General features: G+C 68.4%; 17 protein-coding genes. 8 read left to right on the plus strand and 9 right to left on the minus strand.

The features are described 5' to 3' along the window. Positions 1-46: 46 nt before the first annotated feature. Both ACGF7Y_RS06040 and ACGF7Y_RS06045 read left to right on the plus strand, forming a co-directional pair. Complete coding sequence (locus ACGF7Y_RS06040; RefSeq protein ID WP_393229750.1) at positions 47-1,156, plus strand: NADH:flavin oxidoreductase; 1,110 nt, start codon at positions 47-49, stop codon at positions 1,154-1,156. A 109-nt stretch (positions 1,157-1,265) separates the two neighbouring features. Next, positions 1,266-1,646 carry a DUF4440 domain-containing protein gene (locus tag ACGF7Y_RS06045; protein ID WP_393229752.1) on the plus strand — a complete coding sequence of 127 codons (381 nt, stop codon included), beginning with the start codon at positions 1,266-1,268 and terminating at the stop codon, positions 1,644-1,646. 258 nt (positions 1,647-1,904) lie between these two features. On the opposite strand, the gene ACGF7Y_RS06050 is transcribed toward ACGF7Y_RS06045, so the two are convergent. Together ACGF7Y_RS06050 and ACGF7Y_RS06055 are read right to left on the minus strand one after the other, a co-directional pair. Beyond that, on the minus strand, positions 1,905-2,033 hold the full coding sequence (locus tag ACGF7Y_RS06050) for a hypothetical protein (RefSeq protein ID WP_393229753.1): 129 nt from the start codon (positions 2,031-2,033) through the stop codon (positions 1,905-1,907). A gap of 527 nt (positions 2,034-2,560) precedes the next feature. Continuing rightward, entirely contained in the window at positions 2,561-3,148 is a 588-nt protein-coding gene (locus ACGF7Y_RS06055; protein ID WP_393229756.1) for a hypothetical protein, read from the minus strand. Between the two features lie 700 nt (positions 3,149-3,848). Here ACGF7Y_RS06055 and ACGF7Y_RS06060 point away from each other — a divergent pair. Further along, positions 3,849-5,165: an aspartate aminotransferase family protein gene (locus ACGF7Y_RS06060; protein WP_393229758.1), complete on the plus strand. Its 1,317-nt coding sequence runs from the start codon at positions 3,849-3,851 to the stop codon at positions 5,163-5,165. 9 nt (positions 5,166-5,174) lie between these two features. Here ACGF7Y_RS06060 and ACGF7Y_RS06065 read toward each other — a convergent pair whose 3' ends face one another. Continuing rightward, positions 5,175-5,678, minus strand: a complete 504-nt coding sequence (locus tag ACGF7Y_RS06065) for a nitroreductase/quinone reductase family protein (RefSeq protein ID WP_393229760.1) — start codon at positions 5,676-5,678, stop codon at positions 5,175-5,177. Positions 5,679-5,780: 102 nt separating this feature from the next. Here ACGF7Y_RS06065 and ACGF7Y_RS06070 point away from each other — a divergent pair, with 102 nt between their 5' ends. Together ACGF7Y_RS06070 and ACGF7Y_RS06075 are read left to right on the plus strand one after the other, a co-directional pair. Continuing rightward, complete coding sequence (locus ACGF7Y_RS06070) at positions 5,781-6,149, plus strand: arsenate reductase family protein (protein WP_393229762.1); 369 nt, start codon at positions 5,781-5,783, stop codon at positions 6,147-6,149. Between the two features lie 44 nt (positions 6,150-6,193). After that, complete coding sequence (locus tag ACGF7Y_RS06075) at positions 6,194-6,874, plus strand: TIGR00266 family protein (RefSeq protein ID WP_040867188.1); 681 nt, start codon at positions 6,194-6,196, stop codon at positions 6,872-6,874. Between the two features lie 19 nt (positions 6,875-6,893). Here the strand turns inward: ACGF7Y_RS06075 and ACGF7Y_RS06080 are convergent, their stop codons facing one another. After that, positions 6,894-7,466, minus strand: coding sequence for an NUDIX domain-containing protein (locus ACGF7Y_RS06080; RefSeq protein ID WP_393229765.1), 573 nt, complete (start codon positions 7,464-7,466; stop codon positions 6,894-6,896). Between the two features lie 54 nt (positions 7,467-7,520). On the opposite strand from ACGF7Y_RS06080, the gene ACGF7Y_RS06085 reads away from it, so the two are divergent. Continuing rightward, positions 7,521-7,901, plus strand: coding sequence for a nitroreductase family deazaflavin-dependent oxidoreductase (locus ACGF7Y_RS06085; protein ID WP_393229768.1), 381 nt, complete (start codon positions 7,521-7,523; stop codon positions 7,899-7,901). A gap of 9 nt (positions 7,902-7,910) precedes the next feature. On the opposite strand, the gene ACGF7Y_RS06090 is transcribed toward ACGF7Y_RS06085, so the two are convergent. The 5 genes from ACGF7Y_RS06090 to ACGF7Y_RS06110 form a co-directional block, all read right to left on the minus strand. Next, on the minus strand, positions 7,911-9,107 hold the full coding sequence (locus tag ACGF7Y_RS06090) for an Ig-like domain-containing protein (RefSeq protein WP_393229771.1): 1,197 nt from the start codon (positions 9,105-9,107) through the stop codon (positions 7,911-7,913). 456 nt (positions 9,108-9,563) lie between these two features. After that, the gene (locus ACGF7Y_RS06095; RefSeq protein ID WP_393229773.1) at positions 9,564-10,361 is read right to left on the minus strand and encodes a helix-turn-helix domain-containing protein; all 798 of its coding nucleotides are present in this window, start codon (positions 10,359-10,361) and stop codon (positions 9,564-9,566) included. A 220-nt stretch (positions 10,362-10,581) separates the two neighbouring features. Continuing rightward, complete coding sequence (locus ACGF7Y_RS06100; RefSeq protein WP_062972804.1) at positions 10,582-10,869, minus strand: DUF427 domain-containing protein; 288 nt, start codon at positions 10,867-10,869, stop codon at positions 10,582-10,584. A 66-nt stretch (positions 10,870-10,935) separates the two neighbouring features. Then, positions 10,936-11,487, minus strand: coding sequence for an NUDIX domain-containing protein (locus tag ACGF7Y_RS06105; RefSeq protein WP_393229775.1), 552 nt, complete (start codon positions 11,485-11,487; stop codon positions 10,936-10,938). 109 nt (positions 11,488-11,596) lie between these two features. After that, the gene (locus ACGF7Y_RS06110; protein ID WP_393229777.1) at positions 11,597-12,823 is read right to left on the minus strand and encodes a DUF418 domain-containing protein; all 1,227 of its coding nucleotides are present in this window, start codon (positions 12,821-12,823) and stop codon (positions 11,597-11,599) included. A 121-nt stretch (positions 12,824-12,944) separates the two neighbouring features. Here ACGF7Y_RS06110 and dop point away from each other — a divergent pair, with 121 nt between their 5' ends. Both dop and ACGF7Y_RS06120 read left to right on the plus strand, forming a co-directional pair. Continuing rightward, positions 12,945-14,444, plus strand: a complete 1,500-nt coding sequence (dop, locus tag ACGF7Y_RS06115) for a depupylase/deamidase Dop (protein ID WP_040867183.1) — start codon at positions 12,945-12,947, stop codon at positions 14,442-14,444. Between the two features lie 339 nt (positions 14,445-14,783). Then, positions 14,784-14,978, plus strand: coding sequence for a ubiquitin-like protein Pup (locus ACGF7Y_RS06120; RefSeq protein WP_014986166.1), 195 nt, complete (start codon positions 14,784-14,786; stop codon positions 14,976-14,978). Positions 14,979-15,024: the final 46 nt, after the last annotated feature.

Genomic DNA, 15,024 nt, shown 5'->3' on the forward strand with positions numbered 1-15,024 from the left:
AATCCCTCGTCGCAGCACGGTCGGCCTCTATCGAAAGCGAACACCGATGCCCACGAATCCCCTCGAACGTGCCAGGGACATCCTGGTCCGTCCTTTCTCCTTGGGCAGCCTCACGCTGCCCAACCGCGTCGTGATGGCGCCGATGACGCGCGAGTTTTCCCCCGGAGGTGTGCCGGGCCACGACGTGGCGCAGTACTACGCCCGACGGGCGGCCGCCGGTATCGGTCTGATCATCACCGAGGGCACCTATATCGGCCACGACTCGGCGGGCGACAGCGCCCGGGTCCCGCACTTCTACGGCGACGAGGCTCTGGCGGGCTGGTCAACCGTGGCCGAGAAGGTCCATCAGGCGGGAGGCCGGATAATGCCGCAGTTGTGGCACGTCGGAATGGATCGCACCGTCGGCAATCCGCCGATCCCCGACGCCCCGCGGATCGGCCCCTCCGGCATCGCCCTGGACGGCACGAACTCCGGCCGAGAAATGACCCAGGCGGATATCGACAATGTGGTCGCCGCGTACGCCACGGCAGCGGCGACCGCCGAGGCACTGGGCTTCGACGGCGTCGAGATCCACGGTGGCCACGGCTATCTGATCGACCAGTTCCTGTGGGCCCACACCAACCGGCGCGCCGACGCCTACGGGGGCGACATCGTGGGCCGTACCCGTTTCGCCGCCCGGATCGTGGCCGCCTGCCGGGACAGCGTCTCCGGCGACTTCCCGATCTCCTTCCGTTTGTCTCAGTGGAAGGTGAACCACTACCAGGCGCGGATAGCCCACACGCCGCAGGAACTGGAGACCATGCTCGGCCTGCTGGTCGACGCCGGCGCCGACGCCTTCCACTGCTCCACCCGGCGGTTGCCACTTCCCGAGTTCGAGGGCTCCGACCTGAACTTGGCGGGCTGGGCCAAGAAGCTTTCCGGAAAACCCGCCATCAGCGTCGGCTCGGTGGGCCTCAGCAACGAGTTCCCCCAGATGTCACCAGGCGAAGCCACGAACATCGGCGAGCTGCTCGACCGCATGGAGCGCGACGAGTTCGACCTCGTGGCGGTCGGCAGAGCCCTGCTGGGAGATCCTGAGTGGCTGGCGAAGGTCCTCACCGGCCGCATCGACGAACTCACCCCCTTCCACGGTGGCCTCCTCAGCAGTCTCCGCTGAGCGCGGATCCACCGATCTTTTGGTGACGATAATCGAAGGATTGGAGCAAGGCAGAATGCAAACCCGACCTACTCTCGGTGATTCCTCGCGAGCAACCACGGCTCACGAGGTGGCCTCACGGTTCGCCGAAGGGCTGCAACAGTCAGGCGCAGCAGGCGACGCGGACGGCTACGACGCTGCCTTCGCGGCAGATGTGGTGTGGGGTAGTCCATATGGTGCGTCAGTAACCGGCTACTCCGAATTGAACGCCATTCACCGTCGGTTGATGAACGCCCGGGTTGCGCCGCCGTCACACTTCGAAGTTGTTGGCGCGACTTCGCCCGCGCCAGGGGTCGTGCTGACCCAGATCCGCAGGCTCGCCGCCGAAGCGGGCGGATTCTCCGAGATTGCCATGTACGTACTGGTCGAGAAGGATGGCAGATGGTGGCTTGCGGGGGCCCAGAACACGCCGATCACGGATTCACCCCAACGAACCGAATCCACTTCATGATCTCCTCGCGTAGGGCAAGTCTCATACGCGGTAGTCCATGCCGCCGAGTCCTCGGCGTTGCATAAGATCCTCTCGACCAGCCGGCCGTCGAGGCGAACCGAGGCCCTCGCAGACAGGCTGGGCCCCGGTCCGCAAGTCTCGTCATCCGAGCCGCTAACGCATTCCGAACCGAATTTCCATACTGTGAAGTGCGGGGCCTCTCGCGCGTGTGTCCCGCCGGTTTCCATGCCTCGACCCGCGCTGGGCAGCAGGGCGGATTCAGCCGCGGCAGCGTTGCCGGAGTGTTCCGGCAGGTACTTGTAGATCGTGGAGCGGGATCGGATCGAGGGCGTTGCCGTCGAGGGTGAGCGGTGCGGGGCTGTCGAGATCGTGTGTCGGCGTGGCCATGCCGTGGACCGTGGGAGAAAGATCCGACGAGAATTGTTGGACACCAATACTTTTCGATACGTTTCATCGCACACGGCCGACTCGGGTGATCTGGGACCACAGACCACACCGCGCCGAGACGCGGGAGTGTCGGAGAACTGAACGATTCTCAACACCCGCGCGGTGCGGCTACGAGGCTGTTGTGACAGCGGGTGGCCAATCCTGTGGCGCCGCCGCGGCCACGAAGACGACCGCGTTGGTGGTGGCGGGCGCGGTCGGGGAGGGGGCTTGTGGTGTCTGGCGACGCGCAGCCACCGCCGGTGAGGAGTAGCGCTGCTGCTGCCGCCGGTGGGGAGGATGCGGGCGCATCGCTCAGCTGAGGCCGTATCCGAGTCCGAACGTGACGGCCAGCCATCTGAGGAATGCGTGGAGGCCGACGCCGAGATCGAGGCCGAAGTAGTCCATCGATCTCATCTCCTTCCGAGATCGAATCTTCTGCGGTTCCCCGACCTGTAGATGATTTTATCGCTGGTCACAGCCTTGCCGCATCATCGATCGACACTGATGGGAGGTGGTTGGTCGGCGCGGTCGGTGGTGCGGGCGCGGCCGAGGGGGAACGGGAGGGTGATGGGGTCGCCGGGGCGGTGGGCCTCGATGAGTGTGAGATGGGGGGTGAGGCCGGTCAGGCCGGTGAGGCGGGCTTGGCTGTAGTGGGTGCCGACGAGCAGGACTTCGACTTCGCAGTCGTGCACGGTGTCGGTCGGTAGTGAGCGGTCGAGGGTGGCCGCGATCGTTGTGACCGGTTCCAGGCCGCGGTCGAGATAGCCTTCGTCGGTGTCGGACGGTCCGTAGATCCAGGTGAGGAGTTCCGGGCCGGAGCATTCCCCGAGGAAGGTCCAGCCGCGTACTCGCATCATGACATCCAGCCCGGCGAACACCCGCAGGTCCGCCGCGGGTACCGGGTGACCGCAGGGTGTGCCCAGCGCCTGCATCACCGAGGACGGGGGGTATCGGCGATGCCAGATGTGCGCGCGCATCGCCGCGACCCACGCCGCCTCACCGCGCGGGGAGCTCCAGGCCGCGTCACCGCCAGATCGCCCGGCGCGGCGGCGGGCTGGTTTCTTCGCACCGGACATGGGCGCTCATGCTCGCAGCCCGCCTTGCGATACCCCAGCAGACACGCCTACCGTGTCGCTGGGTTTTCCGGCACCGACCCTGCCCGGCTCAGCGCCTGGCATCCGGTCGAAGACCGGCTCACGGCGCAGGCCAGCGGGTATTCGGGGACGCGGTGGCGGCGGGAGCGGTGATGGCGCTGCGATCACGCAGGCACAGCGCCTGCGGACCGGCGGCGAGCTCGTCGAGGTCCTCGTGGAACCGGGTCCCATCCTCGGCGAACCCGCCTCGCGGAGGTGGCAGGCGCGGCCGGTGGCGCCGCCGCAGGCAAGGGGAATTCGTGTGCTGGGTTCGGCGGCAGCGCGCCTATCCGAGACAGGGCACCGGCCACCGGAGGTGGCCGAACAATCGCACCCGCCCAGGTATTTGGACCGCCGCAGCGTAGACGCCCCGCCTCCCGTGTGCCTGAAACCTCGGCCGGACGCAACGAGTACCCGGCCGCGTTCGGGCGATGGCGGCGCATAGGGGCGAGCGGCAGCTCGACCATGTCTCCTGCCGTCGCTCCGGGATGCGGGACGGCGTGGCCGAAGGCTTCCTGACCCGTGGGGAATCACAGGCGGGACAGTTCTCGTCATATGCCGCGCCTCCAGCCGCGCAGGCGCCCCGATAGGGCTATGGTGCCAATGTGCTGTTCTATCCAGGTTCGAAGGGGGAATTCGCCCCATGAGCGTGTCAGATCACGTCTTCTATCCCTGGAGCGCACAGGCCGAGTTGAACCCGGCCCCCATCACCGGGGCGTTCGGCTCCTACTTCTGGGACGACACGGGCAAGCGCTACCTGGACTTCTCCTCACAGCTGGTCAACGTGAACATCGGTCACCAGCACCCGGACATCGTCGCCGCGATCGTCGCCCAGGCACAGCGGTTGGCGACCATCTCGCCGACCGTCGCCAACGACGTACGCAGTGAACTGGCCCGGCTGATCGTCGAGCGGGCTCCGGGTGAGCTGAACCGGATCCTGTTCACCACGGGCGGCGCGGAGGCCGTCGAACACGCGGTGCGCCTGGCGCGAAGCTACACCGGGCGCACGAAGATGCTCGCGGCCTACCGCTCCTACCACGGCGGTACGGGGGTGGCGATCGGCCTCACCGGGGAACCGCGGCGCTGGGGCGCGGAGCCGACCAACGTCGACGTGGTGCGATTCTTCGGGCCCTACCCGTACCGATCGCCCTGGGGCACGGCCGGTCCCGAGGAGGAGACGGCCGCCGCGCTGGCGCACCTGCGGCAGGTGATCGAGCTGGAGGGTCCGCAGCACATCGCCGGGCTGATCCTGGAGACGGTGGTGGGCACCAACGGTGTACTCGTCCCGCCGCCCGGTTACCTCGCGGGCGTGCGAGCACTGTGCGACGAGTTCGGCATCGTCTACATCGCCGACGAGGTGATGGTCGGGTTCGGCCGGGTGGGTGAATGGTTCGCGGTGCAGGCGTTCGGTGTCGAGCCGGACATCATCACCTTCGCCAAAGGGGTGAACTCCGGCTATGTCCCGCTCGGGGGCGTACTCATGGCCGAACGCATCGCGCAGCGCTACGACCATGTGACGTATCCGGGCGGCCTCACCTACGCGGGGCACCCCTTGGCCTGCGCGGCCGGCGTCGCTTCGATCGCGGTGTTCGAGCGTGAGGGAATTCTGGATCACGTGCGTTCGGTGGGCGCCGATGTGCTCGGAAAAGGCCTGCGTGAGCTGGCGGCTCGCCATCCGAGCGTCGGCGAGGTCCGTGGACTGGGGTTCTTCTGGGCGCTCGAGCTGGTTCGGGATCAGCGCAGTGGGGAACCGCTGATCCCGTTCGCGGCGACGGGTGCGGACGCCGAACCGATGCTCGCGGTCACCGCGGCGGCCAAGGCGCGTGGGCTGTGGCCGTTCAACGCGGGCAACCGTTTCCAGATCGCGCCGCCGCTCACCACGACGGCCGACGAACTGCGCACCGGCCTGGAGATCGTCGACGAAGTGCTCGACGTCGCCGACGGCTACGTCCGGAACTGACCCGCCCGCTCAGTGCGGCGTCAGTTCCACCACCACGCCGCCGTGCTGCCAGGTCTGGTAGATGTCGGCCTTGGAGGGGGAACCGTCGGCGTTGAAGCCGATGCCGTTGTATTTCGCGTTCTGCTTGTTGTCCCGTGCGACGATCTCGTAGAGCCGGAGCACGTCGGCCTCGGCGGTGTGGACGACCGGGACGAAGGTGCGCGGTTCGCCGCCGAAGGAACCCCGCACGGGATCACCCGCCCGCAGGTTCTTCACCCACGGACGCAGGGCGGTGCCGATCAGCAGGTTGTCACCGTGCCGGGTGTAGGCCAGCGGCACATCGTAGACCTTCCCGGACTTGCGTCCGACGACGTGCAGGACCATCAGCCGTTTGCCGACGACGCCGGATATGCCCGGCACACGCAGCAGCGTCCGCACGACCCGATTCATCAGGACCTGGTACGACGGGATGGGTTCGGGACCGGACGTGGTCGGTGTGCCATAAGGGTTTTCGGACGATGCGTGCTCACTCATGCTCCAAGTATCGGAGTACGCGCCGCACTTCGCGGGACGACGTCCGAGATCCGCGAATGGGCACCGGATGGCGGCGGTGGGCGCGCTCGGTACCCTCCGTGTATGACTTCCGGGCAAACAGAGATCTGGCACAACCCGCGGTGCAGCAAGAGCCGCAACGCCACCGCGTTCCTGGACGAGGCCGGTGTCGACTACACCGTGCGGAAGTATCTGGACCAGCCGCCGACTGCCGCCGAGTTGCGTGAGGTGCTGCGGCGGCTGGACGCCGAGCCGTGGGACATCACCCGCACCGGCGAGCAGACAGCCAAGGATCTCGGCATGGCGAGCTGGGCGCGGACCGCGGCCGACCGCGACCGCTGGATCGAAGCACTGGTGGAACACCCGGGCCTGATCCAGCGACCGATCGTGCTGACCGCCGACGGCGGGGCGGCCGTGGCCCGCGACGACGCCGCGCTGCGCGACCTGCTCTGACGGCCGTGCCGGCGGGGCAGGCCCCAGCGGTAGGGTCGGCGGGCATGAAGGTACAACTGCGCCACAGCCCGGCCGCCGCCATCGCGCGCTGCTTCCTCGCGGGTGGCGAGCCGATGCGGGTCGAGAGCGGCGCCATGGTGGCCCATTCGGCGGGAGTCACGTTGCAGGCCAAGGCCGAGGGCGGCATCCTGGCCGGGTTGAAGCGGTCGGTGCTGGCCGGGGAATCGTTCTTCGTCTCGACGTTCACCGCGCCGCCGCAGGGCGGCTGGGTCGACGTGGCGCCCGCGCTTCCCGGTGACGTGCTCAATCTGCAGATCGCTCCGGACCGGCCGTTCTTCATCAGCCGCGGGGGCTGGATCGCCAACTCGCACGGCGTGCAGGTGGAGAGCAAGTGGGGCGGTTTCGCCAACCTGTTCGGCGGCGAAGGCGGGTTCGGCCTGCGCGCGCACGGCGAAGGCGAGATCGTGGTGGGCGTGTTCGGTGCGATCGATGTGATCGACTTGCAGCCGGGCGAGCCGATCACGATCGACACCGGGCATGTGGTCGCCTACGACCTGGCGATGAACTTCACCATCCGGCGGGCGGTTTCGGGTCGATCGATCCAGTCGTTGAAGTCCGGCGAGGGCTTCGTCTTCGACTTCACCGGCCCCGGCCGGGTGCTGCTGCAGACACGTAATCCCGGCGCGTTCGCCGCTTGGGCCGGGTCGGCCGCGTCGCCCAGCTGATCACGGCGTCGTGCTGCCGCTACCCGGCGCTCACCAGCAGGTCCTCGATCAGCAGGCGGGTGTCGGGGACGAACGGCCAGTCCGGATCGGCCAGACGCGCGCGCAACTCGGCGTCGGTCCACCACCATCCATCGGCGATCTCGTCGGGTTGGTGACGGACGGGGCCGTCGTAGCGCAGTTCGTACGCGTACAGGTGGCATCGCATCGGCCGGCCGTCCCATTCGCCGTCCCAGGAGACCCGCGTCAGCGGCTCCGGGGACAGCTCGGCGGGGTCCGGCGTCACACCCAATTCCTCGGCCAATTCGCGCAGGGCGGTCTCGCGCGGCGCTTCGCCCGGCGCGACCACACCACCGGCCAGGCAATCGTGCATGCCCGCGAAAACGAGCTTGGTGTCGGTGCGACGGTGCACGTAGACGCGCGCGCCGTCACCGGACCGCAGGAGTACACCGGCGCTGGCGTGCCACAATCCCTCGCGATAGACCGTGGCCCGCTCGGCCTCGCCGACCGGGTTACCCGCCCGGTCGTAGATCGCGATCGACTCGGCCCTCGGATCTCCGGCGTGGGGCGACGCAGGATGCGGCGGAGCGGACATGGGGTCGAGGGTAACGTGAACACCGCACGCCACAGGGAGAGAGGATCGCCGCCCATGGTGCTTCCGCACGCACTGGCGAATTTCAACCGGCATGTCACCAATCCGACCGCGGGCCTGGTCGCGGGCCGCGCCCCCGGCTTCGGCATCGTGCTGCACAAGGGCCGGAAATCGGGACGGTCCTATCGCACCCCGGTCATGGTTTTCGAGCAGGACGGCGCGTACCGGATCGCGCTGACGTACGGCCGGAATGTCGACTGGGTCAAGAACATCAGCGCGGCGGGCACATTCGCGCTGGAAACCCGCGGTCACGTTGTCGAACTGACCGATCCGGTGGTGCGGCGCGACCCCTCCGCGGCATGGGCGCCGGTGGGGGTCCGGCAGGTGCTGAAGACGATCTCGGCGGACTATTACGTCGAGTCCCGTCCGGTGGCGTGAAGGCCGCCGTCAGGCGGGGGCGCCACCGCGGAGCCAGTCGGTCCACGGGATGCTCCAATCGCCGTTGTGCCAGATGTCGAGGGGGTCGCCGCCGGTGTTGCGGACCTCGACGACATCGCCCGGGATGACGAAGTCGTAGAACCACGCGGCGTCGGCAGGGGAGATGTTCAGGCAGCCGTGTGAGACGTTGGTGTTGCCTTGGGCCCACATGCTCGCGGCCAATTCGTGCACGAAGATTCCGTCGTGGCTGATGCGGACCGCGTGGTTGATGCTCGTGCGGTAGCCGAGCGCGGAGCCGGTGGGCAGGCCGTAGCTGGCGGAGTCCATGATCACCGGATCATTCTGGTCCAGCACGGTGTAGACGCCCGGACGAGTCCAGAACGACATGACTCTGCCGCCGACGACCGCGGTGCCGCCCATGCCCATCGAGGTGGGCATGGTGCGCACCAGGTTTCCGTTGTCGAAGACCTCGATCTGTTTGGTGTCGTCGTCGGCGATCGCGACGTGCGCGGGCCCGATATTCACCGAAACCCTTTGATCGCGCGCGCCGTAGCGGCCATCGCCCAGCGCGCGGCCGAAGAGTTCGGCCGCGATCGTGATCCTGGTGCCCGGTGCGTGATAGTGCTCCGGCCGCCAGTGTGCGTTCTGATCGTCGAGCCAGTACCACGCACCGGCGACGGCCGGCTGGGTGATGACCTTCAGGTGGCGTTCCACGGCGGCTCGGTCCACGGGTTCGTCGAAGTGGGCGACGAGCACGAAACCTACTCCGTAGCTGTCGTCTTCGGCCAGATCGACGAGATTGGCAGAGCGCAGGGAGACATCGATGAGCTGTCGCGGTGCCACCGTGGTGCAGGTTGCGGTCGCGGTGACGTCGCCGGTTTCACCGTGAGCCACGGCTTTCGCGGTGTAGGTGTGTCCGTAGCCGAGTGGTTCGGCGGTACTCCACGAGCGATGATCGGGTGCCGGTACGCCCGGCAGCGATCTGCCCGTTTCATCGATCCATTCGACCGACCGCAGCGTCCCGTCGGTGACGGTGATCGTGCCGGGACTGCGTGCTTCGACATCGTGGGCACCGGGTGCGGGATCGAACCGGATTGTGGCGGGTACGGGAGGTGGCGCGAGTTCTCGCGTCCACCCCCATCCGGCCAAGGCGAGGCCACCCGCACCGGCGAAGCCGATCAGCAGCCGACGACGTCCCAATGCCACCGTCTATCTCCCTTCTCCGGGGTGCTGGGCCGACCTCTGTCCGCCAGCATGCGGCAGCTGAGCGTCGCCAGGGACACCGACGCCCAGCATCTCCACCGATCCGCCGCACAACCGATACCGTTCCTCGATCGATCCGGGTTCTCGTAAGACGCTCGACGGTGATCTGCCAGGACCTGGATCAGATATGCGCGCCGACCTCACGCACCGGCGGCCTGCCCGCGACCGGCCCGGCCACCTCGGGCATCCCCTATTGCGAGCCTGTTGCCCTCGGCCACGTCGCAGCACCACGCCGGCGGCACCCCACGGGGGGCCACTCCGCCTCATCTCCGGTGACGGCAGCAGCTGGTCGGGGGCCGGTGTCGAGGCGGCGGCTGCTGGATCGTCGCATCGGCCGACGCAACGGGGAAGAACGATAGGCGAGTAGGGCGAGCGCGAGCCGATCGCCGGGCGGAAGAGTTACGCGTCCGGGGCCGGTTCGTCGATGCGGCTCAGTACCGAGGGCGGCAGCCCGAAAGTCCGGCGGCAGGTGCGGGTGAGGTCCGCGCCGTCGGAGAAACCCGCGGCGTGCGCGGCGGTCGTGAGGTCGTCCCCGGCCAGTGCGCGGGTCCGCGCGATGTGCAGTCGCAGCCAGACGATGTAGCGGCGCAACGGGATTCCCATCTGCTCGGTGAACAGATGGGAGAGCCGGGGCGCCGGAATGCCGAGTTGGCGAGCGACGTCCGCGCCGCGCACCGAGCCCGTGCGCACCAGAGCGGGCAGCAGTTGCAGGGCCGCCGTGATCACCGCGTGCCGCTCGCCCGCGCCGGACGCTCCGTCCTGCGGCAGCAGTTCGTCGACGACGGCGGTGACCTGCGCGGTCAGATCGCCGCTACCGGCCGTGATGCCCAGGGTGTCGGTGCTGTCGGCCCAGCCGTTGAGATGGGCCCTGCGGTCCGCCGCCGCACCGGCGGCGGTCTCGGGATCGAGGTAGACGGCCGTGCCGTGTGCGGCGCCCACGTCGATGCGGTGGGGTGCGTCGGTCGGCACGATGACGTGGGTGCCCTGCCTGCGGACGCCGCTGCCGTCAACCACTACGATCGGAGTGCTCGCGGCGACAATCTGCACCGCGTGGTGCGCGTGCAACTCCGTCGGACCGATCGATCCGGCGAAAGCCAGGACCCCGGGCCGCAGCAGCGCGACACCCGCCTGCGGTGGTTCGTCCGCTGCGCCCACAGGCGACATCGAGAAGCCGTTGGTGACCAGAGCCTTCATCATGGGATGCTCCCGGCTGAGACACTCGCGCTGAATCCTGGGATGAGCGTATCGGTTTCGCGCGGGCGGTATTCCCGATTCCTCCGATTACCGCCCGTCGCCGGGATGGGGCCTGCGGTGCCGCCGACCCGGCCCATCGATCACCGCCCGGACGGCCGCACGACCGGATTCCGGCATCGATCATGAGTTCGCTACTCGATTGCTCGCAGCGAAAGTCCGCCGGTCAGTTCTCGGTCACCTCGACGCCGCGCCAGAACGCGACATAGTCCTTGATCTGCGCCGCCTTGGTCTTCGGCTCCGCGTAGTACCAGGCGGCATCGGTATTGGAGTCTCCGTCGACCACCACCGTGTAGTAGCTGGCGGTGCCCTTCCACGGGCAGTAGGTGTGCGTATCGGAGGGCTGGAAGAACTCCGGCCGGATGGAGTCCGGCGGGAAGTAGTGGTTTCCCTCGATGAGGATGGTGTCGTTGCTGGTCGCCAGGACGCGGCCGTGCCAAGTTGCCGTTGCCATCCTTCGATTCTGCCCCGATCCCGTGTGTGGTGCGGCGTCCGAACAGGCCGGGCCGCTTCCGGGCGGTCACACCGGACGATCTGGCCGCAACGCGGGCCGGTGCAGCTCGACGGCCAGCGCCACGAGTTCGCTCAGGTGCTCGCCGTCGGATTCGGCCCGCCGCATCGCCTCGGCGACCGGGAAAGTGCGCACCTCGAGGATCTGCTCGGCGTCGTCGGGATTGGTCGGCGCGGAATCGAGCACCACGTCGGCGGCGCACCAGAGCCACGCCTTGTGCGGATGGGGCTGCCACTCGCGATGCGGCGCGGCGCTGTTGCTCGTCGCGTGGTGGGCGCCGAACCATTCGATCGGTCCGACCGGCCGCGCTCCCGCCTCCTCGAGCAGTTCGCGGCGTACACACGCGTCGACCGACTCGCCGCGTTCCCTGGTACCGCCGGGAATCAGCCAGACGTCGCGATCGTCGCGGCACAGGACGATCTCGTCGCCGACAAAGCAGACCACGTGGATGTTGGTGACCAGTTCGTCGGACGGGAGCGTGGTGGAGAACCGCACATCCAGATCACCCCATGCCCAGTGGGCCGGGGTGTGCAGCAAGGGGTAGCGATCGGCGAGCGTCACAGTAAGACGGTAACGACAGCCGAGCGCCGTGTCCGGCCCTTTCGTCCGCGGCCTCGGTGCGACAAGCCCAGCGGCGCAGCCGAGTTCGGCGTCGAGCCGGTCGGCCTGGTCAGGCTCGCGGGCGTTCGCGGCGAACTCGGCGTTCCCGGGCCAGCGTCCGGTAGCTCACGTTCCAGAACCACTCCACCGGCCCTCGCTCGAAGTGGCGTAACCACAGGTGCGCTCCACTCGCGATGATCACCGCCACCAGCAGGTAGACACCGATGGTGAACGGGACGCGGTCGCCGGGTGAGACGCGGGCGGCGAGTCCGAAGCCCCAGCCGTAGCAGATCATCGATGCCACCAGGTTCTGCAGGATGTAGCAACTGAGCGCGGTGCGGCCGATCTCGGTGAGGCGCCGCCCGGCGAACCCGGCCGCGGGACGCCGCAGGTACCACTCGGCGACCGCCGCCAGAATGCCGAGACCGACGAACGGGGCGCTGCCGTAACGAGTGAACAGGATGAGGTCGCCGCCGGCGATGAGGCCGACGGCCGAGTCGATCGGCGCCGCCACGCCGAACCCGAGGATCATCAGCCGCTTCCGGATCCGCCCGCCTTCCGGGCCGAACACCCCGGCCCGAAACAGCCGGGCGCCGGTCAGGAACAGCGCGACCGACATCGCGAAGACGAAGACCGCCTCCACCCGGAACAGCCCGGCGTGGCCGAGCCGGAACATCGCGAGATCCCAGAACGAGCCCTCCGCGTATGGATTCGGGTCCAGCGTGGGACGTGCGGCCGCATCCCGGCGCGGTGCGAACACCAGAGCGAGCGCGATCAGCGTCAACAGCGACGCGTGCACGGCCGCCGCGCCGACCAGCCAGCGCCGCTGCGCACGCTCGCCGGTGGCGAGCACGAACGCGACGACGAGGCCGGTCACCGCGTAACCCGTCAGGACGTCGAACTCGGCGACGAAGACGAAATTGAGCAGACCGTCCAGCAGCAGTAGTCCCGCGCGCCAGGGGTACTTGCCCGGCCAGCGGCGCCCGGCCGTCGTCGCGGAGCGCTGCTGGATGGCCAGGCCGACGCCGAACATGACGGTGAGCAGCCCGAGGAACTTGCCCTGCGCCGCCTGTTGGAGCACGCGCTCGGTCCACGTCCATCCGCCGGCCTGCCCGCCCAGGTCGTGCAGGTAGCCGACCAACCCCTGCGGGTTGGTCATGATCCAGATGTTGGTGCCGAGGGTGCCCAGAATCGCGATCCCGCGGAGCACGTCCAATGCGACGAGCCGGGTGCGCGCGGGCGCCGATCGGCGCTGTTCGGTGGCCTCCGCGCGGCGGTCGGCGATCGATTCGGGCATGTTCCGACTATCGCGCCGACCTGCACCGGGACGAGTCCTCCGGAAGTACCACCTGCGGTATGACATTGGACTCCGCCGGTCGCGACCGGTTGCGCCGGTTGCGTCGCATAGGCTCGACAGCATGCAGCGCATCATCGGAATAGAGGTCGAATACGGCATCTCGACCCCGACCGAGCCGTCGGCCAACCCGATCCTCACCTCGACCCAGGCGGTCTTGGCCTACGCCGCGGCGGAGGGCGTGCCGCGCGCGAAGCGCACCCGCTGGGACTACGAGGTGGAGTCGCCGCTGCGCGACGCGCGCGGATTCGACCTGAGCCGGATGAACGGGCCCGCGCCGGTGATCGACGCCGACGAGGTGGGCGCCGCCAACATGATCCTCACCAACGGCGCCCGGCTCTACGTCGACCACGCCCACCCGGAATACTCCGCGCCCGAGGTCACCGACCCGCTCGACGCGGTGATCTGGGACAAGGCGGGCGAGCGGGTGATGGAGGCCGCCGCGCGGCACGCCTCGAGCGTACCGGGGGCCCCACGGCTGCAGCTGTACAAGAACAACGTCGACGGCAAGGGCGCCTCCTACGGCACCCACGAGAACTACCTGATGAGCCGGGACACCCCGTTCAACCAGATCATCGTCGGGCTCACCCCGTTCTTCGTGTCCCGGCAGGTGGTGTGCGGCTCCGGCCGGGTCGGCATCGGCCAATCCGGCGACCACGCGGGCTTTCAGCTGTCCCAGCGCTCGGACTACATCGAGGTCGAGGTCGGCCTGGAGACCACGCTCAAGCGGGGCATCATCAACACCCGCGACGAACCACACGCCGATGCCGACAAGTACCGCAGACTGCACGTCATCATCGGGGACGCCAACCTGGCCGAGATGTCGACCTACCTCAAGGTCGGCACCACCGCCCTGGTCCTCGACCTGATCGAGGCGGGCGAGGACCTGTCGGACCTGCAATTGGCGCGCCCGGTCACCGCGGTGCACACGATCAGTCACGACCCCACGCTGCGGGCGACCGTCGCGCTCGCCGACGGCCGCGAGCTGACCGGCCTCGCGTTGCAGCGCGTCTACCTGGACCGGGTGGTGAAATTCGTCGATCGCACCGGCAACGACGACAAGCGCGTCCAGGACATTATCGAGAACTGGGCGATGGTGCTCGACCTGCTCGAACGCGATCCGATGGAGTGCGCCAACCTGCTCGACTGGCCCGCCAAGCTGCGCCTGCTCGAGGGCATGCGCAGCCGGGAGGGTCTCGGCTGGGCGGCCCCCAAGCTGCACCTGATGGACCTGCAGTACTCCGACGTGCGCCTGGACAAGGGTCTCTACAACCGTCTGGTCGCCCGCGGCTCGATGAAGCGCCTGATCAACGAGCAACAGGTCCTCGACGCCATGACCAACCCGCCCACCGACACCCGCGCCTACTTCCGCGGCGAATGCCTGCGCCGCTTCGGCGCCGACATCGCGGCGGCCAGCTGGGACTCGGTGATCTTCGACCTGGGCGGCGACTCCCTGGTCCGCATCCCCACCCTGGAACCCCGCCGCGGCACCAAAGCCCACGTCGGCAAGCTCCTCGACGGCGTGACCACGGCCGCCGACCTGGTCGAACAGCTCACGACGTAGCTTCCGGCAGCGCACGTTTCCCGGCCGTATCGGACTCGATCGGCCGGAACAGCCAGGTGAAGTCCCGGGGTCCGAGTGGCCGCCGCGTAGGCGACGAAGGAGCAAGCGGTGGTCGCTCGGGCGCGCCATGAGGGCGCCGTGAACACGCAGCGCCGCAGGTGCTGCAAAACGAATACAGGCCGTGAACCCGCCGCGCCCGCGCGGCTGAGGAGACAGCAAAATAGGCACACTGTCGGTGCTGGTAGGTAGTGTTGAGGAACGAGCACGGACAATGCTCATGATCGGGATCGTGCTCAGGATGGGTCCCGGTCATGGTGAGGACAGAGGAGGTCGGCTGCCATGGCACAAGAGCAGACCAAGCGCGCCGGGGGTGGCGACGAGGACGAGGGCCCGGACGGTGTGGATGCCGCCGGTCAGGAGCGCCGCGAGAAGCTGGCGGAGGAAACCGACGACCTGCTCGACGAGATCGATGACGTACTCGAGGAGAACGCCGAGGACTTCGTCCGTGCGTATGTGCAGAAAGGTGGCCAGTGACAGTCGGTGACCCCTCGCGTCTCCACCTGGGGTACGCCCTCTCTTC

This window comes from Nocardia sp. NPDC047654 (assembly GCF_043205035.1).
GTDB lineage: Bacteria > Actinomycetota > Actinomycetes > Mycobacteriales > Mycobacteriaceae > Nocardia.